Origin of the sequence: Streptomyces sp. NPDC004658 (assembly GCF_040609555.1) — a bacterium.
Lineage (GTDB): Bacteria > Actinomycetota > Actinomycetes > Streptomycetales > Streptomycetaceae > Streptomyces.
This window is the reverse complement of sequence record NZ_JBEXKG010000083.1, coordinates 1-20,584: the sequence shown is the minus strand read 5'-3', so window position 1 is coordinate 20,584 and position 20,584 is coordinate 1. Positions and strand designations below refer to the sequence as shown.

Below are 20,584 nucleotides of genomic sequence, written 5' to 3'. Positions count from 1 at the left end.
CTTGACGGGGATGTGTGCCCCTAGTTAACTCACGGCGTGAGCTAAGCCCTGAGTGAACCACGAGAGCCGAGGGAAGGTCCATGCGAAGAACCGCCCTGCTCGCCTCCGCCGCACTCCTCGCCGGTCTGCTGCCCTGGGCGGCGACCGCGCGAGCCGCCGACGAACCCGCCCCCGTACCCGTCGACCGCTTCGAGGGCGAGGTGCCCTTCGCCTCCCAGCCCGCCGAGGGCATCTTCACCTGGGGCGGGGACTCCGACGACCCGCCCACGCTCCGCCTCGCCGACCGCGCCGACGCCCCCGAGGGCGGCAAGGTCCTCGCCGGAAGCTACGACATCAGCGGCTACGGCGGCTTCACCCACGACTTCGCCGCCACCGCGCCCGCCCACGACTGGTCCGCCCACCAGGGCATCCGTTTCTGGTGGGAGGGACGGAACAACGGCAGGAAGATCGCCTTCGAGATCAAGGACGGCGGGGCGAACGGCGAGGCGTCCGAACTGTGGACCACCTCCTTCACCGACGACTTCACCGGCTGGAAGCAGATCCAGCTGCCCTTCACCGACTTCACCTACCGCACCGACTACCAGCCCGTCGGCGGCATCGACCACGTCCTCGGCCTCAAGGAGATGTGGGGCTACGCCCTCACCCTCCCGGCCGGCGGCAAGGGCGACTTCGCCATGGACGACGTGGAGCTGTACGGCAGGGCCGACCAGGCGCTGCGCGCCTCCGTCGGCACCGACGCGCCCGTGCACCCGGTCGAGGAGGGCGGGACGGCCAAGGTGAGGGTCACCGTGGCCACCACCGGCGAGCAGCCCCTCACCGACCCGGTGACCGTCACCTACGCCACCGGGGACGGCACCGCGACCGCCGGCCAGGACTACACCCCCGTCTCCGGCACCCTCACCTTCCCGGCCGGCACCGCCTCCGGCACCGCGCGGACCATCGCCGTGCCCACCCGCCGGGACCGGGCCGCCGAACCCGCCGAGACCATCCCGCTGAAGCTCGCGGTCACCGGTGCGAAGGCGCCCGCCGAGACCCCGCAGGTCGTGATCGACGCGCACGGACTGCCGTACCTGAACGCCAAGTTGCCCGTGAAGAAGCGGGTCGCGGACCTGCTCGGCCGGATGTCCCTGGCGGAGAAGGCCGGCCAGATGACCCAGGCCGAACGCGGCGCGATGAGCCGGCCGGACGACATCGCCGCCTACGCCCTCGGCTCCCTGCTCTCCGGCGGCGGCTCGACACCCACGCCCAACACCCCCGAGGCGTGGGCCAAGATGATCGACGCCTTCCAGCTGCGGACCCGGGCGACGCGCTTCCAGATCCCGCTGGTCTACGGCGTCGACGCGGTCCACGGGCACAACAACCTCTCCGGCGCCACGGTCATGCCGCACAACGTCGGCATCGGTGCCACCCGCGATCCCGAACTCGCCTACGAGACGGGCTCGGTGACGGCCGCGGAGGTCCGCGCGACCGGCGTCCCCTGGGACTTCGCGCCCTGCCTGTGCGTGAGCCGCGACGAACGCTGGGGCCGCTCCTACGAGTCGTTCGGTGAGGACCCGGCACTCGTGGACTCCATGGAGACCGTCATCCAGGGCCTCCAGGGCCGCGCCGACGGCAAGGACCTGAAGCGGGGCGACAAGGTGCTGGCCACGGCCAAGCACTTCGTCGGCGACGGCGGCACCGCCTACGGCTCCTCGACCACCGGGACGTACACCATCGACCAGGGCGTCACCAAGGTCACCCGTGAGCAGCTGGAGGACATCCACCTGGCGCCGTACCGCACGGCCGTCGAGCGGGGCATCGGCACGGTCATGCCGTCGTACTCCTCCCTCGACATCGCCGGCGACGGCAAGGGCGCGGTGAAGATGCACGCCCGAGGCGACATGATCAACGGCGTGCTCAAGGGCCGCATGGGCTTCGACGGCTTCGTCATCAGCGACTGGAACGCCATCGACCAGCTCCCCGGCGACTACGCCTCCCACGTCCGCACCTCGGTCAACGCGGGCGTGGACATGATGATGGTGCCGTACACCTACAAGGAGTTCAGCACCGCGCTCGTCGACGAGGTGAAGGCGGGCCGGATCAGCGAGAAGCGGATCGACGACGCCGTCTCCCGCATCCTCACCGAGAAGTTCAAGCTCGGCCTCTTCGAACATCCGTACGCCGACACCTCCGGCGCCGCCGCCATCGGGTCCCCGGCCCACCGGCAGGTCGCCCGCCGGGCCGCCGCCGAGTCGCAGGTGCTGCTGAAGAACGCGGGCGGGCTGCTGCCGCTGAAGAAGAGCGAGAAGGTGTACGTCGCCGGGTCCAACGCCGACGACATCGGCAACCAGACCGGCGGCTGGACCCTCACCTGGCAGGGCGCCTCCGGGAACACCGTCCCCGGTACGACCATCCTCCAGGGCCTGCGGAAGGCGGGCGGGAACGTCACCTACTCGAAGGACGCCTCCGCGCCCACCGGCGGCTACGACGTCGGTGTCGTCGTGGTCGGCGAGACCCCGTACGCCGAGGGCGTCGGCGACGTCGGCAACGGCCACTCGCTGTCCCTGTCCGCCGCCGACCGGGCCGCCGTCGACAAGGTCTGCGCGGCCATGAAGTGCGCGGTGCTGATCGTCTCCGGCCGTCCGCAGCTCGTCGGCGACCGGCTGGACGAGATCGACGCCCTGGTCGCCTCCTGGCTGCCCGGCACCGAGGGCGAGGGCGTCGCCGACGTCCTCTACGGCGCGCGCCCCTTCACCGGACAGCTCCCGGTCACCTGGCCCAAGTCGGAGGCCCAGCTCCCGATCAACGTGGGCGACACGGCGTACGACCCGCAGTTCCCGTACGGCTGGGGCCTGACGACCCGCACCGATGTCCCGAAGGGCGGCACGGCCACCCTGCGCGACCTCGCCGTCCGGGCGGCGAAGGCCGAGCGGCACGGTGACCACCGCACCGGGCGCGCGCTGGTCACCAAGGCCAGGCTGCTCGTCCAGCAGAGGGCGGACGGCCACCTCACGGCGGCCGTGGCCAAGCCCTTCGCCGACGCCGACCACCTGCTGCTGACCGGCAGGTACGCGAAGGCGGTGGAGAAGCTGACGGAGGCGTACCGCGCGGTCTGACCTACGGAAGGTATTGGAATGACCGCTTTGGGGAGGCTTCGGGTACGTTCGAGATATGAAGGCCGTTCCGCGGACCCGAAGCCTCCCCGCCCTGCTGGTGGCCGCCCTGACCCTGGCGCTGACGATGCTGTTCGCGCCCGGGGCCGGCGCGGACACCAGCGTCTCCACGATCGCCCAGGCCCTGCGCAAGAGCCCGGTCTACGTCGACCCGGCGGCCCGTGACCAGTTGTCCGCCGCGGACGCCGACACGCTCGCCGACCGGATCAAGGACGCGAACAAACCCCTGTTCATCGCGGTCCTCCCGGCCGGCTACCCCACCGCACACCTCTTCTCCGACCTCCGCTCCGCCACCGGCGTCACCGGCCTCTACGGCATCCGCCTCGGTGACCGCTTCGACGCCCGCGCGGACTCCTCCGTCCTGCCGGCCACGGCCCGGCAGAACCTCGTCCGCAGCGTCCAGGGCGAGGACGCCAAGGCCCAGCTCGCCGACTTCACCGACCGCGCCCTGGCCAACATGGGCGGCCACGCCCCCCGGAGCTGGGGCGGCGCGGCCGGCGGCGGCGCCTCCACCACGGCGGTGATCACGACGGCCGCCGTCCTGGTGGCCGCGGGTGCGGGCGCGTACGCGCTGGTCCGCCGCAACCGCCGGCGCCGCGAGGAGGAGCAGCGGGCCGCCCTGGACCGGCTGCGGGTGGTCGTGGACGAGGACATCACCGCGTTCGGCGAAGAACTCGACCGCCTGGACTTCCACCCTTCGGAGGCGGGCGCCGACGACGCGATGCGCGCCGACTACGAACGCGCGCTGGACGCCTACGAGACCGCCAAGCAGCGCATGGCCGCGGCACGGCGACCGGAGGACGTCCGGTCCGTCACCGAGGCGCTGGAGGACGGCCGCTTCTCCCTCGCCCAGCTGGCCGCCCGCCGCGAGGGCCGGCCCCTCCCGGAGCGCCGCCCGCCCTGCTTCTTCGACCCCCGGCACGGCCCCTCGGTCACCGACGCCACCTGGACCCCGCCCGGCGGCGCCCCCCGCCAGGTCCCGGTCTGCGCCGCCGACGCCACCCGACTGGCCGACGGCCGCGACCCCGTGATCCGCGAGGTCGACACCGACTACGGCCGCCGCCCCTACTGGGACGCGGGCCCGGCCTACGGCCCCTGGGCGGGCGGCTACTTCGGCGGCGGCCTCCTCCCCGGCCTCCTCGTCGGCACCCTGCTGGGCAGCGTGATGGCCACCCCCACGTACGCCGCCGACTACGGCACCGGATACGGCGACTTCGGCGGGGGCGGCTACGAGGGCGGCGACGTCTCCGGAACGGACTTCGACCCCGGCGACTTCAGCGGGGGCTTCGGCGACGGGGGCGGCTTCGACGGTGGGGGCGGGGGAGGGGACTTCGGCGGGGACTTCTGAGCGGCGCGCTGCCGCTCAGCGGGCGATGCCGTCGAGGAACCGGGTCCAAGTGGCGGGGGAGAGGGTGAGGACGGGGCCGGGGGTGTTCTTGGAGTCGCGGATGTGGATGGTGGTGGGGGTGGTGGCTACTTCTAGGCAGTCGCCGCCTTCGTTGCTGCTGTAGCTGGACTTGAACCATGCCAGTGCTGCGGTGTTCATGACTCTCCTAGCAGTCCATTCAGGAGGCGCACGCTCTCCTCCGGAGAGAGGGCCTGTGACCGCAGCATTCCATACTTGTAGTGATAGTCGCTGACCTCTTCTGGGTCATCTACGAGGAAGCTCGCGCGCTGCACTTCCAAATAGACGAGACGCTCGTGCTCGGGTGTCTCCAGCAGGGTCATCGGACCTGCGAGCCCCGCGTGGGGCATCCGGTCCATGGGCATGATCTGCACGCTCATGTGCGCCGGTTCGGCGTATTCCAGGATTTGGCGAATCTGCTCCCGCATCACGGCGGGCCCGCCGACCTGCCGCCGCAGGACGCTCTCCTCCATGATGAAATGGCCGACGGGCGGAAGATCCCGCTGCCAGATCAACTGGCGTTCCATGCGGGCGTTCACCCACTGCTCGGCTGTCTCGCTTCCGAGCGCGGGATATCGAGAGTCGAAGGCGGCTAGGCAGTATTCCCGGGTTTGCAGCAGCCCCGGCACCATCTGGGTCTGATACGACAGGATGCCGACCGCCTCCTGCTCATGATCCACCAGCCCCTGCGCGAACTGGACGATCCGGTCCCGGACCGGCAGCTTGGCCACCACCACCGCTAACGCCCCGCCGGTGTCGAGGAGTTCGTCGAACTGCTCGGCGCGATCCGGCTGGAGGGCCAGCCTCCCCTGCTCGATCGACCGCACCGTGTCGACCGCGAGGTTCGCCGACTCCGCGAACTGTTCCTGCGTGAGGCGCGCCTTCTTGCGGAAGTGCGCCACCAGCGCGCCGACCGCGTACCACGAACCGACCTTCTTGGGCCTCGATGCCACGTGCATGGCCGTTCCTTTCCCCCGTACGCACCCCGAGCTCTCGTAGTGGACTCGTAGCAATCAGAACTACGACCTCACTCACTGACCCAGTGTAGTGACGCACAGTGACACTCACGGCATGAACGCAGAACCCCGACACCCCCGCACACGCCAGGCCATCTACCGCCGGGACCGCAGGTCGGTACGGCTCGCGCGGGAGTTCGCCCACGAGGTACTGGCGGACTGGGCCGCAGCCGAGCGCAGCGACGACGTACTGCTCTGCGTGAGCGAGTTGGCGACCAACGCCCTCCTCCACGGCGTGCCTGCGGGCCGAGGCTTCCTCCTCAGGCTGGCCCTGCACACGGACGGTGTCCTCCGCGTCGAGGTGCACGACAGTGGTCCGGGCGAGGTGCGGATTCCGGAGCCGACTCCGGAGGCGGAGCACGGCCGGGGACTGCTCCTCGTCGCGGCCCTCGCGGACAAGTGGGGCGTGGGGGAGCGGAGCCCCGGCAAGATCGTGTGGTGCGAGTTCGCGGTGCGGGGCGACGCGGTGGCCGTTCCAGGCCGGCTGCGCTGAGCGTGCGGTGACGGTGGCCGTCGGGCCGCCCGCTTCTCGGCCAGTGTCGTGCTTCCACGGTCCGCGTCAAGGGCGCTGCGCGTCGCCTTCGGCGATGGGCCTCCGGCCCACCCTTGACCCGGCCCGCTCCAGCACGGGGGAGAAGCGAGCGGGCGGCCGGGGGAAAGTGGCCGCCTAGCGGTACGGGGCCCTTGCGTCGGCTGCGTACGCACTCGGCGCCAGGGGCACGCGGTCCCGCCTCGCCGGCACGCCGGGCCGGCTTGGCGGCGTGCGGCCGGTGGGTGGGGAGGCGGAGTCACTCCTGGCTCAGTGTCCCGCTGGCCTCACGGGCCCCGCAGATCACACGGGTTCGGTGATTGGCGGATCTGGGCCACTTCCGCCAACCACCCAGCCCGCTGACCTGCCTGTTTGCCCGCGGCGCCTGGCACGAATCTGCCCATCACCGACTGAGGGGCCCGCCGCTCCATGGGGATCGCCCCAGCCACCCGCTCACCGTTCGCCGCTGAGCCGACCCGGCGTCCATGCGAGACGCGCCCCACCTCCCACCCGTAGCCGCTTGGCCGGCCCGGCGTGCAGGCGAGGCGCGTCCGACCCTCCCTCGCGGAAGCCCGGCACCGGCCGGCCCAAGGGTCACCTGTCGCCGACGGGCACCGTGCCCACCCCCCGCCGGCTGCCGGAGGCTCACGCGTTCTTGATCGCCGAGATGTCGAAGACCAGCTTGATCTTGTCGGAGACCAGGACGCCGCCCGTCTCCAGCGCCGCGTTCCAGGTCAGGCCCCACTCCGAGCGCAGGATCTCGGTCTTGCCCTCGAAGCCGACGCGCTCGTTGCCGAACGGGTCCTTCGCGGCGCCGTTGAACTCCAGGTCGATGGTGAGCGGCTTGGTGACGCCGAGCAGGGAGAGGTCGCCGGTGATGCGGTAGTCGTCGCCGCCCAGGGACTCGGCCCTGGTGGAGCGGAACGTCATGACCGGGAACTCGTCGATCTTGAAGAAGTCGGACGACTTCAGGTGGCCGTCGCGGTCGGCGTTGCCGGTCTCGATGCTGGCCATCTGGACGTCGAGCGTGGCGGTGGACTTCGTGGGGTCGGCGCCGTCGAGGTGGAGGGTGCCGGTGAAGTCCTTGAAGCCGCCCTTGACGTTGGTGACCATGGCGTGGCGGGCGACGAAGCCGATCGTGCTGTGGGACGGGTCGATCGTGTAGTCGCCGGTCAGCGCGGTCAGGTCGGGGCCGGCCGTGGCCTGCGCGGCGGGGGCGGGGGTGGTGTCCTTGCGGCTGAAGATTCCCATGGCGTGCTCCTTGTGCTGCTTGTTGAACGTTAAACCAACCTGTGACTCAGACAGTAGACCCATTCGGTTCGGTTTTCAACATCATCCGCAGCGTGTTTCCGCGAATGCGCCGAGTAATCGATTCCGCCCTCTGGCGCACCGGCCGAGCGCTCGGGCACCATCTGGCTGCACCACCTGCACAGCCGACCCACAGGACGCACGGCCCACCGCAGGAGAGGTCCCCATGAAGCCGCTCAAGACCCGCGCGCTGCTGACCGCGCTCGCCCTCGTCGTCGCCCCCGGCGTCGCCGTCCTCGGCACCGCCACCGACGCCTTCGCCGTCACCAAGATCAGCCACGCGACCGCCACCCAGATGTTCCGCGACGTCGGCATCACCTGGTCGTCCTCGGGCAACTGCTCCGACCGCTACAACTCCACCTGTACCTCCTTCGAGCAGCTGAACCTCGCCACCGCCCAGGGGGCCCAGACCCTCAAGCGGGCCAGCGGCTGCGCGCTGAACATCACCGGCGGCACCGAGACCGGCCACGCCTCCGGCACCTACTCCCACTGGAACGGCTACAAGCTCGACTACGGCAAGAACACGTGCGTGACGTCGTACATCAAGAACAACTTCAGCTACATCGGCCTGCGCGGCGACGGTGCCCCGCAGTACCAGTCCGGCTCCGGCAACATCTATGCCGACGAGGGCAGCCACTGGGACGTCCTCTACTACAACTGTGGCGGCTGCTGAGCCGGGAGTCGAGGAGAGAGGGCGGTGACCGGGCCCGTGCGCATGACCCGACGCGCGCTGCTGCTGGCCGCCGCCCTCGCCGCCGTCCCGGCGCCGGGCGCCCGGGCGGCCGACGACCCGTACGACGTGCTGCGCCGCCGCTGGCTCGGCATCGCCCTGGGCGCGGGGTACGACCCGGCCGCCGAGCCGTACGCCTCCCGGCTCGCCCGACTCGGGCAGGAAGCCAGGGAGTTCCAGGCGGACATGGTCCCCGGTCCCGGCTCGCTCTGGCCCGGGCATCCGTTCGACCCGCCCTCCGGGATCACCTTCAGCTACGGCCGCCTGTGGACCATGGCCCAGGCGTACGTGCAGGCCGGCACCGGTTCCACCGGTGACCCCGGCCTCCTCGCCGACGCGCTGCGCGGACTCGACCACCTCTCCGCCACCGTCTACCGCCCCGCCACCACCCCCTACGGCAACTGGTGGGAGTGGCAGATCGGCAGCCCCCGGCTGCTGATGGACATCACGGCCGCCCTGTACGAGCAGGCCGGCCCCGCCCGGATCGCGGCGGCCTGCGCGGCCGTCGACCACTTCGTCCCGGACAGCGCGCTCACCGACTACTCGGGCACCTCCACCGGCGCCAACCGCGTCGACCTGTGCCGTTCGGTCGCCCTGCGCGGCATCCTCGGCCGGAGTCCGGAGAAGCTCGCCCTCGCCCGCGACGCCCTCTCGCCCGTCTTCCCGTACGTGACGAAGGGCGACGGCCTCTATGCCGACGGCTCGTTCGTCCAGCACACCTGGGTCGCCTACTCCGGTACGTACGGGCAGGTCCTGCTCGACGGACTCGGGCGGCTGTTCGCGCTGCTCGCGGGGTCCGCGTGGGAGGTCACCGACCCCGACCGGCGGAACATCCTGGACGGCGTCGAGCACGCCTGGGCGCCCCTGATCCACGACGGGCTGGTCATGGACTGCGTCAACGGCCGTGCCATCAGCCGCGGTTGTCTGCGCAGTGACGACCAGCACGTGCTGCGCAGCGACCACTACCACGGGCAGGCCCTCATCGCCGCCCTCGCCCTCCTCGCGGGCGGCGCGAGCGCGGCCGAGCGGGAGCGGTGGCACGGCCGGATCAAGGGCTGGATCGAACGGGACACCGTGGTGCCCGTGCTGACGTCACGTCAGTTCGGGGTCGCCGACCTCGCGCGGCTGCACGCCGTCGCCGCCTCCCCCGGACCCGCCGCACCGGAACCCCTCGGCCACCGCCTCTTCCCGGCCATGGACCGCGCCGTCCACCGCACGCCCCGCTTCACCGCCGCCCTCGCCATGGCCAGCGACCGCATCGCCCACTACGAGTGCGGCAACGGCGAGAACCCGCGCGGCTGGCACACCGGGTCCGGCATGCTCTCCTGGTGGCCCCGGGGCCACGGCGACCAGTACACCGACTGGTACTGGCCCACCGTCGACTGGTACCGGCTGCCCGGCACCACCGTGTCCACGAAGCGGCTCCCCGACCGGGCCGGCGGCGAGTGGGGCGCCCCCAAGCCGGACGTCCGCTGGGTCGGCGGGACCACCGACGGCACGTACGCGGCGGTCGGCCAGCACCTGAAGGGCCTCGGCTCCACCCTCCAGGCCCGCAAGTCCTGGTTCTTCCTCGACGACGCCGTGGTCTGCCTCGGCGCCGGCATCTCCTGCGCCGACGGCGTCCCGGTGGAGACGGTCGTGGACAGCCGCAACCTGGGCGAGAACGGCACCCAGGGCTTCGTGCGCGGGCGGAACTGGGCCCACCTGGAGGAGCACGGCGGCTGGATCCTGCCGTGCGGCGGCGAGCTGCACACCCTCCGCGAGGACCGCACCGGCGCCTGGTCCGACATCAACACCACCAGCACGGACGAACGGCGCACCCGGCGATGGCAGACCCTGTGGCTCGACCACGGCACCGACCCGGAGGCCGCCCGCTACGCCTACGCCCTGCTGCCCGGCGCCTCGCGCGCCGAGACCGCCGCCCGGGCCGCCGACCGGCACTGGCTGTCCGTCCTCGCGAACGACGCCGACCGCCAGGCCGTCGCCGTCCCCCGGCTGGGCCTGGTGGCGGGGAACTTCTGGCGGGCGGGTACGGTGGGCGACTTGACCGTGTCGGCCGGCGCGAGCGTGCTCGTCGTACGCCGGGGCCGCACGGCCACCCTTCGCGTGAGCGAGCCGCCCCGCACCGGAGCCCCGCTGGAGCTGGTCTGGGACCGTCCGGTGCGCGCGGTGACACGGGCCGGCGACGGCGTGGAGGTCCTTTCGGCTGACCGCCGTCTGAGGCTCCGTGTCACTCCGGGGAGGGCATGTGCCACCCATGAATGTGAGCTGACTCTCGGCTGACGGCTTTGTGGCCTCCCTACAACGGGACGCCCTCCTGAGCAGTCGGAATGCCTGCATGCCGCCGTGGTTCTGTTCACTGGCACCAGGAAAACGGGCCGGAGACTGTACAGAGTCGACGGCTCGCTTTTCTTCGGGTCCTTCGTAAGGTCGCTACATGACCGTTTTGGAAGAGACGACGGGTGAGCCGACCGGCGAGCCGACGGACGCACGCGGACGGGTCGCCGAACTGCACGAGATCCGTGCCCGGGCTCTGGCGGGCCCGAGCGAGAAGGCGACCGAGGCGCAGCACGCCAAGGGCAAGCTGACGGCGCGGGAGCGGATCGAGCTGCTCCTCGACCCCGGGTCCTTCCAGGAGGTCGAGCAGCTGCGCCGGCACCGGGCGACCGGCTTCGGCCTGGAGGCGAAGAAGCCGTACACCGACGGTGTCATCACCGGCTGGGGCACGGTGGAGGGCCGTACGGTCTTCGTCTACGCCCACGACTTCCGGATCTTCGGCGGCGCCCTCGGCGAGGCCCACGCCACCAAGATCCACAAGATCATGGACATGGCCATCGCGGCCGGTGCTCCGCTGGTGTCGCTCAACGACGGCGCCGGCGCCCGCATCCAGGAGGGCGTCTCCGCCCTCGCCGGCTACGGCGGCATCTTCCAGCGCAACACCAAGGCCTCGGGTGTCATCCCGCAGATCTCGGTGATGCTCGGCCCGTGCGCGGGCGGCGCGGCCTACTCCCCGGCGCTGACGGACTTCGTCTTCATGGTCCGCGACACGTCCCAGATGTTCATCACGGGCCCCGACGTGGTCAAGGCCGTCACGGGCGAGGAGATCACCCAGAACGGCCTGGGCGGCGCGGACGTCCACGCCGAGACGAGCGGTGTCTGCCACTTCGCGTACGACGACGAGGAGACGTGCATCGCCGAGGTGCGCTACCTCCTGTCGCTCCTGCCGCAGAACAACCGGGAGAACCCGCCGCGGGTCGACTCCACGGACCCGGTCGACCGCCGCGGTGACGCGCTGCTGGACCTGGTCCCGGCCGACGGCAACCGGCCCTACGACATGGCCAAGGTCATCGAGGAGATCGTCGACGACGGCGAGTACCTGGAGGTTCACGAGCGCTGGGCGCGCAACATCATCTGCGCCCTCGCCCGCCTGGACGGCCAGGTCGTCGGCATCATCGCCAACCAGCCCCAGGTCCTGGCGGGCGTGCTGGACATCGAGGCGAGCGAAAAAGCTGCGCGCTTTGTCCAGATGTGTGACGCTTTCAATATCCCGATCGTCACCTTCCTGGACGTCCCCGGGTTCCTTCCCGGTGTCGACCAGGAGCACGGCGGAATCATCCGCCACGGCGCGAAGCTGCTGTACGCCTACTGCAACGCGACCGTGCCGAGGATCTCGCTCATCCTGCGCAAGGCGTACGGAGGTGCCTACATCGTCATGGACTCCCAGTCGATCGGCGCCGACCTCACCTACGCGTGGCCGACGAACGAGATCGCCGTGATGGGCGCGGAGGGCGCGGCCAACGTCATCTTCCGCCGGCAGATCGCGGAGGCCGAGGACCCCGAGGCCATGCGGGCGCGGATGGTCAAGGAGTACAAGTCCGAGCTGATGCACCCCTACTACGCGGCCGAGCGGGGCCTGGTCGACGACGTCATCGACCCCGCCGAGACCCGCGAGGTGCTGATCAAGTCCCTGGCGATGCTGCACACCAAGCACGCCGACCTGCCTTCCCGCAAGCACGGCAACCCGCCACAGTAACCCGGCGGACATCTCTCTCACGGAGACTGACACCCATGAGCACTCCTGACATCCGCGTCGAGAAGGGCCACGCCGAGCCCGAGGAAGTCGCCGCCATCACCGCGATCCTCCTAGCCCGCGCCGCCGCCCGCCCCGAGCCCTCGGCGACCCACCGAGCCCGCGCCAAGGCGGGCTGGCGCCGCCTGGAGCGAGAGGGCGGCTTCCGGGCCCCGCACAGCTGGCACTGAGCACCGCAGCGCGTCCACCACGGCCCCGCTTCTCCTTCGGGAGAGCGGGGCCGTGGCGTCTGCCATCACCCGATCGGCGTAAGCGGCACCGGGGTACGGCAACGGGGCCCTCTCCGGAGGAAAGGACCCCGTCGTCGAGCGGGAGCGGCTAGCGCAGGCGGGCCATCAGGGCGTGTTCCACCAGGGTGATCAGGGCCGACTTGGCGTCCGCGCGGTGGCGGGCGTCCGTCGTGATGATCGGGGTGTCCGGGCCGATCTGGAGCGCCTCGCGGACCTCGTCGGGGGTGTAGGGCTGCTGGCCGTCGAAGCCGTTGAGGGCGATGACGAAGGGCAGGCCCGAGTTCTCGAAGTAGTCGACCGCGGGGAAGCAGTCGGCGAGACGCCGGGTGTCGACGAGGACGATCGCGCCGATGGCGCCGCGGACCAGGTCGTCCCACATGAACCAGAAGCGGTCCTGGCCGGGGGTGCCGAACAGGTACAGGATCAGGTCCTGGTCCAGGGTGATGCGGCCGAAGTCCATGGCGACGGTGGTCGTCGTCTTGTCTCCGGTGTGGGTGAGGTCGTCGATGCCGGCCGAAGCGGACGTCATGACGGCCTCTGTGCGCAGCGGGTTGATCTCCGAGACGGCGCCGACGAACGTGGTCTTGCCCACGCCGAAGCCGCCCGCCACCACGATCTTCGCGGAGGTGGTGGAGCGGGAAGGACCGCCGCTAGAGCTTGCGAAGTCCACTGAGCACCCTTTCGAGCAGTGTCACGTCTGGCTGGCCACCGGCGTTCTCGTCGCCGCCGGGCTGATGGATGGCGACCAGGCCCGCCTCCGCCAAGTCGGCGACGAGGATCCTGGCCACGCCGAGGGGGATCGTGAGGAGGGCCGAGATCTCGGCCACTGACTTGATCTCCCGGCAGAGGTTGCAGATCCGCTGATGCTCGGGCAGCTGACCCTGCATCTGGTGCGGAGCGGCGGTGGTGTGCACCAGCGCCTCGATGGCGAGCTGGTAGCGCGGGCGGGTCCGGCCGCCGGTCATGGCGTACGGACGCACCAAGGGGTTGTTGGACGCCGAAGCCGGTGCCGGCTCGGGGCGGCGCTGCGGCTGGACCGGCTGGATGCGCGGCGCCGGAGGCTGGTCGTACGGCGACGGGCCCGGGCCCTGCGGGGCGTACGGCTGCCGGTGGCCGGGGGAGGAGGGGAAGTGGTACGGGTTCGCCGAACCATCGCTCGGGCCCTGGGCAGGGCCGTACGACCAGTTGCCCGAAGACGAACCGCCTGGGGGTGTTGCCACTTTCTCCTCCTCCGACTGCGCCGGGCACCCATCCCTGGGGAACCGCGTCCCGAAACCTTACGGCCCCGGGACGCGAATACGCACCGTCCGATTATTAGTTGAGAAGGCTTCCCTGGAGCTCCGCGCGGAGATCCGGGGTGAGGACCGTGCCCGCGCGGTCCACCAGAAGGGCCATCTCGTACCCGATGAGGCCGATGTCCGCCTCCGGGTGGGCCAGGACCGCGAGGGAGGAACCGTCGGAGATGGACATGATGAAGAGGAATCCCCGCTCCATCTCCACAACCGTCTGATTCACGTTGCCTCCCTCGAAGATCCGGGAGGCGCCTGCCGTCAGAGACGTCAGACCGGAGGCGACGGCCGCGAGCTGGTCGGCGCGGTCGCGGGGAAAGCCTTCGGACATCGCCAGAAGGAGTCCGTCGGCGGAGACCACCACCGTGTGGGACACCCCCGGGGTGTTGTCCACGAAGTTGGTGATCAACCAGTTCAGGTTCTGTGCCGCCTGGCTCATCGGGCTCACACTAACGCTCCTGGTTGTAGGTGCTGTCAGGACCGAAGCCCTGGCCGTTCGTTTCACTGCCTGCGCTGCGTCCGCGCTGGACGCCCCGGCGCAGGTTGCTCAGCCTGCCCCGGACGTCCTCCGGGGCGCGGGAGACCTGTGGGCCTCCCTGGGGGGTGGTTTCGGCGGAACCCTCGACCAGATTGGCCTTGGGCACCCGCCGCGGCAGGCCCGAGGCGGTGACCCCGCCTGCCTTGGGCTTCCGGAGCTGTGCGGCCTGCTGCCACCGCTCGTCGTTCGCCGAACGCCAGCCGCTCTGGCCGCCCGTCCCCGGAGCGTTCCCCGGTGCAGGAGCCGGCGCTTCCTGCTGCACGCGGGCCGTGCCGTTCGCGGAGCCGGCGCCGTTCGAGCCGCTCGCGGGGGACCCGCGGCGGGGCAGCCCGGCGTCGGTCAGCTCGTGTGCGGCGGGAGAGGCCGTTCCCGGACGGTCGAAGCCTACGCGGTTCCGCTCACTCGCGTCAGCGGCCTGCGAGGATTCCGTTTCCGGAGCGTACTGGGCCGGATAGCCGTTCTGGTAGCCGTCCTGCTGGGGCCAGTCGTCCTGGTAGGCCGACGTCTGGGCAGGCTCCGCATACGCGGACGAGGGCTCCGGGTAGCCGCCGTTCGCGGAGAAGCCGTCGTGCTGCGGCGCCTCGCCGTTCGGAGCGTAGTACCGCTCGTCGTAGCGCTGCTCGTACTGCTGCTCGTACGACGCGTGCTGGGGCTGCTCCTCGTACGTCTGCTGCGACTGCTCCTCGTACGCCGGCGCCTCGTACGTCTGCTGGGACTGCTCCTCGTACGCCTGCGGCTGCTCCTGGTACGCCTGCTGCTGCCCGGTGAACGGGTCCGTGTACCCGGCGGGGGCCTCGGCGGACTCCTGCCGCTGCTCGGCGGGCTGCTGGCCGTGCGTCTGGGCCTCCAGGGCCGCGCGGCGCTCCTCGCGCATCAGCGAACGGCCCACGGGGTCCAGGTCGCGTAGGTCGTCGGGGACCTCCGAGTACCGGCTGTCGTCGAAGCCCAGCTCGGCCGCGGTGCGCATCGGCTGCTGCTGGCCGAAGCTCTCCCCCCGGAACTGCTGCTCCGGGATGATCTGCGAGACGGTGAACTCCTCGCGGTCCAGCGGGGCCTCGCCGCCACCGCCGTGCGTGATCGCGTCCGGCAGCATGACCAGGGACGTCGTACCGGCCTGCTCGCCCGAGGGGCGCAGCTGGACCCGGATGCCGTGCCGGTCGGACAGCCGGCCGACCACGAACAGGCCCATGCGCTGCGAGATCGCGGCGTCCACGGTCGGCGGGTTGGCCAGCTTGTGGTTGATGTCCGCGAAGTCCTCGGCGGTCAGACCGATGCCCTTGTCGTGGATCTCGATCATCACACGGCCGTCGGGGAGACGGGTCGCCGTGACGCGGACCTTGGTCTGCGGGGAGGAGAACGTGGTGGCGTTCTCCAGCAGCTCGGCCAGCAGGTGCACGAGGTCGGTGACCGCGCGGCCGTGGATCTCGGCCTCCGGCACGCCCGACAGCTCGATGCGCTCGTACTGCTCCACCTCGGAGGAGGCGGCGCGCAGCACGTCGATGAGGGGCACGGGCTGGTCCCAGCGGCGGCCGGGTTCCTCGCCGGCGAGGACCAGGAGGTTCTCGCCGTTGCGGCGCATACGGGTGGCCAGGTGGTCCAGCTTGAAGAGGTTCTCCAGCTGGTCCGGGTCGGCCTCGTTGTTCTCCAGGTCGGTGATCAGGGTGAGCTGGCCCTCGATCAGCGACTGGTTGCGGCGCGAGAGGTTGGTGAAGATCGCGTTGATGTTGCCCCGCAGCAGGGCCTGCTCGGAGGCGAGCCGGACCGCCTCGCGGTGGACCTGGTCGAAGGCGCGGGCGACCTCGCCGATCTCGTCCTTGGTGGTGATCGGGATCGGCGCGACCCGGGTGTCGACCCGGCCGGGGTCGGTGCGGGACAGCTGGTCGACCAGCATCGGCAGCCGCTGCTCGGCGATGCCGAAGGCGGCGTTGCGCAGCCGGCGCATCGAGCGGCTCATCTGGCGGGCCACCAGACCGGCCAGGAGGAACGCGGCCAGCAGGGCGACGACGACCACGGCACCGGTGATGAACGCCGAGGTCTTGGCGTCGTCGGCGATGGACGAGGCCTCGTTCACCGCCTTGTCGGCCATGTCCGACTCGATCTGGCGGTAGGCCTTGTACTTCAGCGTGTTGACCGCCCACCAGTTGTCGGCGGTGATGCCGCCCGCGGCCAGTTCGTCACGGGTGGCGGTGCTGGTGTCCTTCATGGTGGCGATCAGGCTCACCATGCGGGTCGGGTCCGAAGGCGGGGCGACGTACTGCGGGTTCCGCGCCTTGGCCTTCTGGACCATGCCGGCGGCGTCCGTCCTGATCTTCGCTTCGGCGTCGCTCAGCTTCTGCGCGTCGGCCTCGGTGCCACCGCCGAGGTACTCCTCCCGGGCGATGCGCTCCAGGTAGGCGTACGAGGACAGGGAGACCCGCTGGGTCGCGAGGTTCGGGGCGTCCGGGCCGGGCTTGACCAGCAGGTGGGTGCCGATCGACCGCTCCAGCGACAGTGCCGCCTTGGTCAGCGAGATGGCGTAGACGGTACGGCCGTAGGAGGTGATGTTGCCGGTGCCCAGACCGAGTTCGTTGGCGAACTCCATCAGGGGGTGGCTGACCTCGACGTAGCCCTCTTCGGTCTTCACGCCGGTGGCCCTGGGGGTGTACGCCAACTGCCGCAGCTGCGTCAGCTTGGGCTCGGCCTCGCGGAACAGCTTCAGCCGGCGCTCCAGGCCCGAGGTGGCGGGCATGCTCTTCGTCGCCTCGTCGAAGGCGTCGGCGGCCTGGTCCGTGGCCTTGCGGGCGTTGTCGACGACCGCCTTGCTGTCGGCGTCCTTCTTGTTCAGCAGCAGCGGGGCCGCGGTGACGTCGCGCTCGCTCTCCAGTGCGTCGGCGTAGGTGAGGGCGGCGCGCACGAGACGGGCCGTGTTCTCGGCGTCGCGGGCCTGCTGCCAGGTGTCGATCGAGCTCTTCACCTGGAAGCCGCCCATGACGAGGCCGACGGCCACGGGTATGAGCAGGATCGCGTTCAGCCGGGTCGGTACCCGCCAGTTCCGCGGGGAGAGACGGCCGCCGCTGGACGCGGGAGTGGCCGCCGGTTCCGCACCGGGAACGGGGGCGGGCGCCGCAGCGCGCGGCGGCGGGGTGAAGTTGCCCCGCGCCGACGGCTCGGGACCGTTCTTGCTTCGCCTCACTCGACCAACAACCTCTCGGCGGTCGGCACCTACGTCGTGCCGCAGTCTCTCAGAGCCCGGTTCGCCATCGACCACCAGTGCGTACTCGGTACGCACTCAGTACGTCTTCGACCATTGGGCAGTTCAGGCATTCCAGCACGTGGACCAGTGCACTTCCAAACAGTGGAAACCCGGTGACGAGGCGGTTGTAAGCGCCAGATAAAACGGTCATAAAGAGCGAGCCCCGCCAAAAGGCGGGGCGTTTGTGCGCACAGCGGCACCACACGACCGCGTCGCGTGGTGATGCCGGGCGATTCCTCTGCCGAACTGTTATGAACACCGGAGCCGACCGTGTCAAAGGCCACAGTCGGCTCCGAACCCTTTACGACAACTGCCGTACGGCCCGTCGTACTTGAGTGCTACTTCAGCCGTGCCATCAGGGCGTGTTCCACCAGGGTGATCAGGGCCGACTTGGCGTCCGCGCGGTGGCGGGCGTCCGTCGTGATGATCGGGGTGTCCGGGCCGATCTGGAGGGCTTCCCGGACCTCGTCGGGGGTGTAGGGCTGCTGGCCGTCGAAGCCGTTGAGGGCGATGACGAAGGGCAGGCCCGAGTTCTCGAAGTAGTCGACCGCGGGGAAGCAGTCGGCGAGACGCCGGGTGTCGACCAGGACGACGGCACCGATGGCGCCGCGGACCAGGTCGTCCCACATGAACCAGAAGCGGTCCTGGCCGGGGGTGCCGAACAGGTACAGGATCAGGTCCTGGTCCAGGGTGATGCGGCCGAAGTCCATGGCCACCGTGGTGGTGGTCTTGTCTCCGGTGTGGGTGAGGTCGTCGATGCCGGCCGAAGCGGACGTCATGACGGCCTCTGTGCGCAGCGGGTTGATCTCCGAGACGGCGCCGACGAACGTGGTCTTGCCCACGCCGAAGCCGCCCGCCACCACGATCTTCGCCGAGGTGGTGGCCCGGCCCCCGTCAGAGCTTGCGAAGTCCACTGAGCACCCTTTCGAGCAGCGTCACGTCCGGAGCGCCGCCGTTGTTCTCGTCCCCACCCGGCTGATGGATGGCGACCAGGCCGGCCTCGGCGAGGTCGGCCACCAGGATCCGGGCCACACCGAGCGGCATGGCCAGCAGCGCGGAGACCTCCGCGACCGACTTGACCTCACGGCACAGGTGGCAGATGCGCTGGTGCTCAGGGAGCAGCCCCATGAGCGCTGCCGGGTCGGCCGTCGTGCTGATCAGCGCCTCGATGGCGAGCTGGTAGCGAGGCCTGGTCCGGCCGCCGGTCATGGCGTAGGGCCTCACCAGCGGCTGGTCGCCCTCGTCCCCGTACGGCTCCGCGTACGGATCATGATGGGCGGTGGGCGGGGTCATGAATCCTCCGGGCGGGACAGCAAGTCGGTCAGTCAAGCCGTCTGACGGGGCCGGTGGGGGGATTGTGGCGGCCGGACGGTGTTTTCGTGAGGTGGGTGGTGCCGGGGGCGGTCAGTGAAGCAGACTTCCCTGGAGTTCGGCGCGCAGGTCCGGGGTGAGTACCGCCCCTGCGCGGTCGACGAGCAGTGCCATCTCGTAGCCGACGAGACCGATGTCCGCCTCGGGATGGGCCAGGACCGCGAGCGACGACCCGTCCGAGATGGACATCAGGAAGAGGAAGCCGCGCTCCATCTCGACGACCGTCTGTGCCACGGTGCCGCCCTCGAAGATCCGGGACGCCCCGGCCGTCAGCGAGGTCAGACCGGACGCGACGGCCGCCAGCTGGTCGGCGCGGTCCCGGGGGAAGCCTTCGGACATCGCCAGCAGAAGGCCGTCGGCGGAGACCACCACGGTGTGGGACACCCCAGGGGTGTTGTCCACGAAGTTGGTGATCAACCAGTTCAGGTTCTGTGCCGCCTGGCTCATCGGACTCAACTAACGCTCCTGCTGGTGAGTGGGGCTCGGGAAGCTGCCGGTCTGGCCGCTGCCGGCCTGACGGCCCTGAGCGATGCCCCGACGGAGATTGGTCAGCCGTCCGCGCACGTCGTCAGGCGCGCGCGAGACCTGCGGACCACTTTGGTGCTGTTGCTGCTGTGCCGTGCCCGGCACGAGGTTCGCCCGGGGCACGCGGCGCGGCAGGCCGGAGGTGGTGACCCCGCCGGCCGCGGGCTGGCGGACGCGTTCGGCCTGCCGTACGAGTTCGTCGTTCGGCGAGGTGCGCCAGGAGCCGGTGTTGTTGCCGTTGGTGTGCGCGGGCGCGGGGCGCTGCGGAGCGGGCGCCTGCGGCTGCCGCTGCGCGGGCGCGTTCTCCTGCTGCTGGCCGCCGTGGAACCAGTTGGTCTCCAGCGTGTCGTACAGCGGCGTACGGCCGTCGCCCGGGCTGCTGGCCGGCGGCAGGGCCCATCCGTCACCGGGCGCCTGCGCGGCGCCCCGGTTGTCGGGCTCCTGGCGGACCGCACGCTGCTGCGGGGCCGGCGGACGCGGGGCGCCGAAGTCGGCACGGGCCGGCTGCGGGCGCTCGAACTGACCGGTGTGGCCGGGGTTCTGGCGGCCCGGCAGGGCGTACTGCCCGGTGGAGCCGCCGTCGTAGCCACCGCCGTCGTACGCCTGCGGAGTCTGGGGGGCCTGCGGAGCCTGCGGGGCCGGGAACTGGCCCGTGTGCTGGGCGCCGTTGTCCCGCCCCCCGGGCGCCGGCGTGCCGAACACGTCGGAGCGGACGAAGGAGCCGCCGCCCTGCTGCTCGCCGCCGTCGAAGCGGCCCTGCTGGCGGCCGTCGTCGGGGAACCCGAACTGACCCGTGTCCTGCGGGTTCTCGGGGCGCGCGAACTGGCCGGTCTGCTGGAGGTGGTCGGGGCGCGCGAACTGGCCCGTGTTCTGGGCGCTTTCGGGACGCCCGAACTGGCCGCTCTGGTCCGGCTGGGCGAACTGGCCCGTGTGCGCACCGCCGTTCAGCTCGGCGCGCGGGAACTCGCCGGTCGCCGCCGGTCCCTGGGCGTCGATCCGCGGCATCTCCGCCGTCGAGCCCATGCCCTGCCGGTCGTCCACGCGCGGCATGTGCGCGGTCTGCGCCGGGTCCTGCTCGTCGTGGCCGCGCGGAGTGTCCAGCGAGGCACGCGACAGCGGGGCCTGGGCATCGCCCCAGTCCGGCGTGCGGGACTGCGGGTCGCCGCCGG

Annotated in this window: 17 protein-coding genes and 1 pseudogene; 7 read left to right on the top strand and 11 right to left on the bottom strand. The window is 71.0% G+C overall.

From position 1 onward, the window contains the following. Nucleotides 1-80 precede the first annotated feature (80 nt). Together ABZV94_RS25310 and ABZV94_RS25305 are read left to right on the top strand one after the other, a co-directional pair. Nucleotides 81-3,095 carry a glycoside hydrolase family 3 N-terminal domain-containing protein gene (locus tag ABZV94_RS25310; protein WP_356343978.1) on the top strand — a complete coding sequence of 1,005 codons (3,015 nt, stop codon included), beginning with the start codon at nucleotides 81-83 and terminating at the stop codon, nucleotides 3,093-3,095. A 55-nt stretch (nucleotides 3,096-3,150) separates the two neighbouring features. Continuing rightward, complete coding sequence (locus ABZV94_RS25305) at nucleotides 3,151-4,500, top strand: hypothetical protein (protein WP_356343976.1); 1,350 nt, start codon at nucleotides 3,151-3,153, stop codon at nucleotides 4,498-4,500. A 15-nt stretch (nucleotides 4,501-4,515) separates the two neighbouring features. On the opposite strand, the gene ABZV94_RS25300 is transcribed toward ABZV94_RS25305, so the two are convergent. Both ABZV94_RS25300 and ABZV94_RS25295 read right to left on the bottom strand, forming a co-directional pair. After that, the gene (locus ABZV94_RS25300) at nucleotides 4,516-4,698 is read right to left on the bottom strand and encodes a DUF397 domain-containing protein (protein WP_356343974.1); all 183 of its coding nucleotides are present in this window, start codon (nucleotides 4,696-4,698) and stop codon (nucleotides 4,516-4,518) included. Beyond that, on the bottom strand, nucleotides 4,695-5,516 hold the full coding sequence (locus ABZV94_RS25295) for a helix-turn-helix transcriptional regulator (protein ID WP_356343972.1): 822 nt from the start codon (nucleotides 5,514-5,516) through the stop codon (nucleotides 4,695-4,697). Before ABZV94_RS25295 ends, ABZV94_RS25300 begins: the two co-directional genes overlap by 4 nt. Nucleotides 5,517-5,628: 112 nt before the next feature. Here ABZV94_RS25295 and ABZV94_RS25290 point away from each other — a divergent pair, with 112 nt between their 5' ends. Further along, nucleotides 5,629-6,066: an ATP-binding protein gene (locus ABZV94_RS25290; protein ID WP_356343971.1), complete on the top strand. Its 438-nt coding sequence runs from the start codon at nucleotides 5,629-5,631 to the stop codon at nucleotides 6,064-6,066. Between the two features lie 681 nt (nucleotides 6,067-6,747). Here the strand turns inward: ABZV94_RS25290 and ABZV94_RS25285 are convergent. Further along, nucleotides 6,748-7,353 (bottom strand): YceI family protein, encoded by a 606-nt coding sequence (locus ABZV94_RS25285; protein ID WP_356343969.1) that lies wholly within the window; start codon nucleotides 7,351-7,353, stop codon nucleotides 6,748-6,750. 223 nt (nucleotides 7,354-7,576) lie between these two features. Here ABZV94_RS25285 and ABZV94_RS25280 point away from each other — a divergent pair, with 223 nt between their 5' ends. From ABZV94_RS25280 to ABZV94_RS25265, 4 genes are all read left to right on the top strand, one after another. Further along, nucleotides 7,577-8,083, top strand: a complete 507-nt coding sequence (locus ABZV94_RS25280) for a hypothetical protein (protein ID WP_356343967.1) — start codon at nucleotides 7,577-7,579, stop codon at nucleotides 8,081-8,083. 42 nt (nucleotides 8,084-8,125) lie between these two features. Next, on the top strand, nucleotides 8,126-10,423 hold the full coding sequence (locus ABZV94_RS25275; protein ID WP_356344008.1) for a polysaccharide lyase 8 family protein: 2,298 nt from the start codon (nucleotides 8,126-8,128) through the stop codon (nucleotides 10,421-10,423). A gap of 154 nt (nucleotides 10,424-10,577) precedes the next feature. Further along, nucleotides 10,578-12,173: an acyl-CoA carboxylase subunit beta gene (locus ABZV94_RS25270; protein WP_356343964.1), complete on the top strand. Its 1,596-nt coding sequence runs from the start codon at nucleotides 10,578-10,580 to the stop codon at nucleotides 12,171-12,173. 35 nt (nucleotides 12,174-12,208) lie between these two features. Then, nucleotides 12,209-12,400, top strand: a complete 192-nt coding sequence (locus ABZV94_RS25265; protein WP_356343962.1) for an acyl-CoA carboxylase subunit epsilon — start codon at nucleotides 12,209-12,211, stop codon at nucleotides 12,398-12,400. A 148-nt stretch (nucleotides 12,401-12,548) separates the two neighbouring features. Here the strand turns inward: ABZV94_RS25265 and ABZV94_RS25260 are convergent, their stop codons facing one another. The 8 genes and pseudogenes from ABZV94_RS25260 to ABZV94_RS25225 all read right to left on the bottom strand — a co-directional run. Then, the gene (locus tag ABZV94_RS25260; RefSeq protein WP_014675207.1) at nucleotides 12,549-13,130 is read right to left on the bottom strand and encodes an ATP/GTP-binding protein; all 582 of its coding nucleotides are present in this window, start codon (nucleotides 13,128-13,130) and stop codon (nucleotides 12,549-12,551) included. Next, nucleotides 13,111-13,680, bottom strand: a complete 570-nt coding sequence (locus ABZV94_RS25255) for a DUF742 domain-containing protein (protein WP_356343960.1) — start codon at nucleotides 13,678-13,680, stop codon at nucleotides 13,111-13,113. The genes ABZV94_RS25260 and ABZV94_RS25255 overlap by 20 nt, the downstream gene beginning before the upstream one ends. 94 nt (nucleotides 13,681-13,774) lie before the next feature. Beyond that, nucleotides 13,775-14,188, bottom strand: coding sequence for a roadblock/LC7 domain-containing protein (locus tag ABZV94_RS25250; protein ID WP_029385896.1), 414 nt, complete (start codon nucleotides 14,186-14,188; stop codon nucleotides 13,775-13,777). Between the two features lie 10 nt (nucleotides 14,189-14,198). Beyond that, entirely contained in the window at nucleotides 14,199-17,459 is a 3,261-nt protein-coding gene (locus ABZV94_RS25245) for a nitrate- and nitrite sensing domain-containing protein (RefSeq protein ID WP_356343958.1), read from the bottom strand. 398 nt (nucleotides 17,460-17,857) lie between these two features. Beyond that, entirely contained in the window at nucleotides 17,858-18,433 is a 576-nt protein-coding gene (locus ABZV94_RS25240) for an ATP/GTP-binding protein (RefSeq protein ID WP_014675211.1), read from the bottom strand. After that, a complete protein-coding gene (locus tag ABZV94_RS25235; protein ID WP_009190816.1) occupies nucleotides 18,414-18,812 on the bottom strand; it encodes a DUF742 domain-containing protein in 399 nt (132 codons plus the stop codon). The genes ABZV94_RS25240 and ABZV94_RS25235 overlap by 20 nt, the downstream gene beginning before the upstream one ends. A gap of 111 nt (nucleotides 18,813-18,923) precedes the next feature. Continuing rightward, nucleotides 18,924-19,337, bottom strand: coding sequence for a roadblock/LC7 domain-containing protein (locus ABZV94_RS25230; RefSeq protein WP_014675212.1), 414 nt, complete (start codon nucleotides 19,335-19,337; stop codon nucleotides 18,924-18,926). Nucleotides 19,338-19,346: 9 nt separating this feature from the next. Further along, nucleotides 19,347-20,584: pseudogene (locus ABZV94_RS25225) on the bottom strand (hypothetical protein); the annotation flags it as partial.

Bases quoted from the DNA above. Each gene is read 5' to 3' on its own strand.
- ABZV94_RS25310 (WP_356343978.1), top strand. From the start codon at position 81: ATGCGAAGAACCGCCCTGCTCGCCTCCGCCGCACTCCTCGCCGGTCTG.
- ABZV94_RS25305 (WP_356343976.1), top strand. From the start codon at position 3,151: ATGAAGGCCGTTCCGCGGACCCGAAGCCTCCCCGCCCTGCTGGTGGCC.
- ABZV94_RS25300 (WP_356343974.1), bottom strand. From the start codon at position 4,698: ATGAACACCGCAGCACTGGCATGGTTCAAGTCCAGCTACAGCAGCAAC.
- ABZV94_RS25295 (WP_356343972.1), bottom strand. From the start codon at position 5,516: ATGCACGTGGCATCGAGGCCCAAGAAGGTCGGTTCGTGGTACGCGGTC.
- ABZV94_RS25290 (WP_356343971.1), top strand. From the start codon at position 5,629: ATGAACGCAGAACCCCGACACCCCCGCACACGCCAGGCCATCTACCGC.
- ABZV94_RS25285 (WP_356343969.1), bottom strand. From the start codon at position 7,353: ATGGGAATCTTCAGCCGCAAGGACACCACCCCCGCCCCCGCCGCGCAG.
- ABZV94_RS25280 (WP_356343967.1), top strand. From the start codon at position 7,577: ATGAAGCCGCTCAAGACCCGCGCGCTGCTGACCGCGCTCGCCCTCGTC.
- ABZV94_RS25275 (WP_356344008.1), top strand. From the start codon at position 8,126: ATGACCCGACGCGCGCTGCTGCTGGCCGCCGCCCTCGCCGCCGTCCCG.
- ABZV94_RS25270 (WP_356343964.1), top strand. From the start codon at position 10,578: ATGACCGTTTTGGAAGAGACGACGGGTGAGCCGACCGGCGAGCCGACG.
- ABZV94_RS25265 (WP_356343962.1), top strand. From the start codon at position 12,209: ATGAGCACTCCTGACATCCGCGTCGAGAAGGGCCACGCCGAGCCCGAG.
- ABZV94_RS25250 (WP_029385896.1), bottom strand. From the start codon at position 14,188: ATGAGCCAGGCGGCACAGAACCTGAACTGGTTGATCACCAACTTCGTG.
- ABZV94_RS25235 (WP_009190816.1), bottom strand. From the start codon at position 18,812: ATGACCCCGCCCACCGCCCATCATGATCCGTACGCGGAGCCGTACGGG.
- ABZV94_RS25230 (WP_014675212.1), bottom strand. From the start codon at position 19,337: ATGAGCCAGGCGGCACAGAACCTGAACTGGTTGATCACCAACTTCGTG.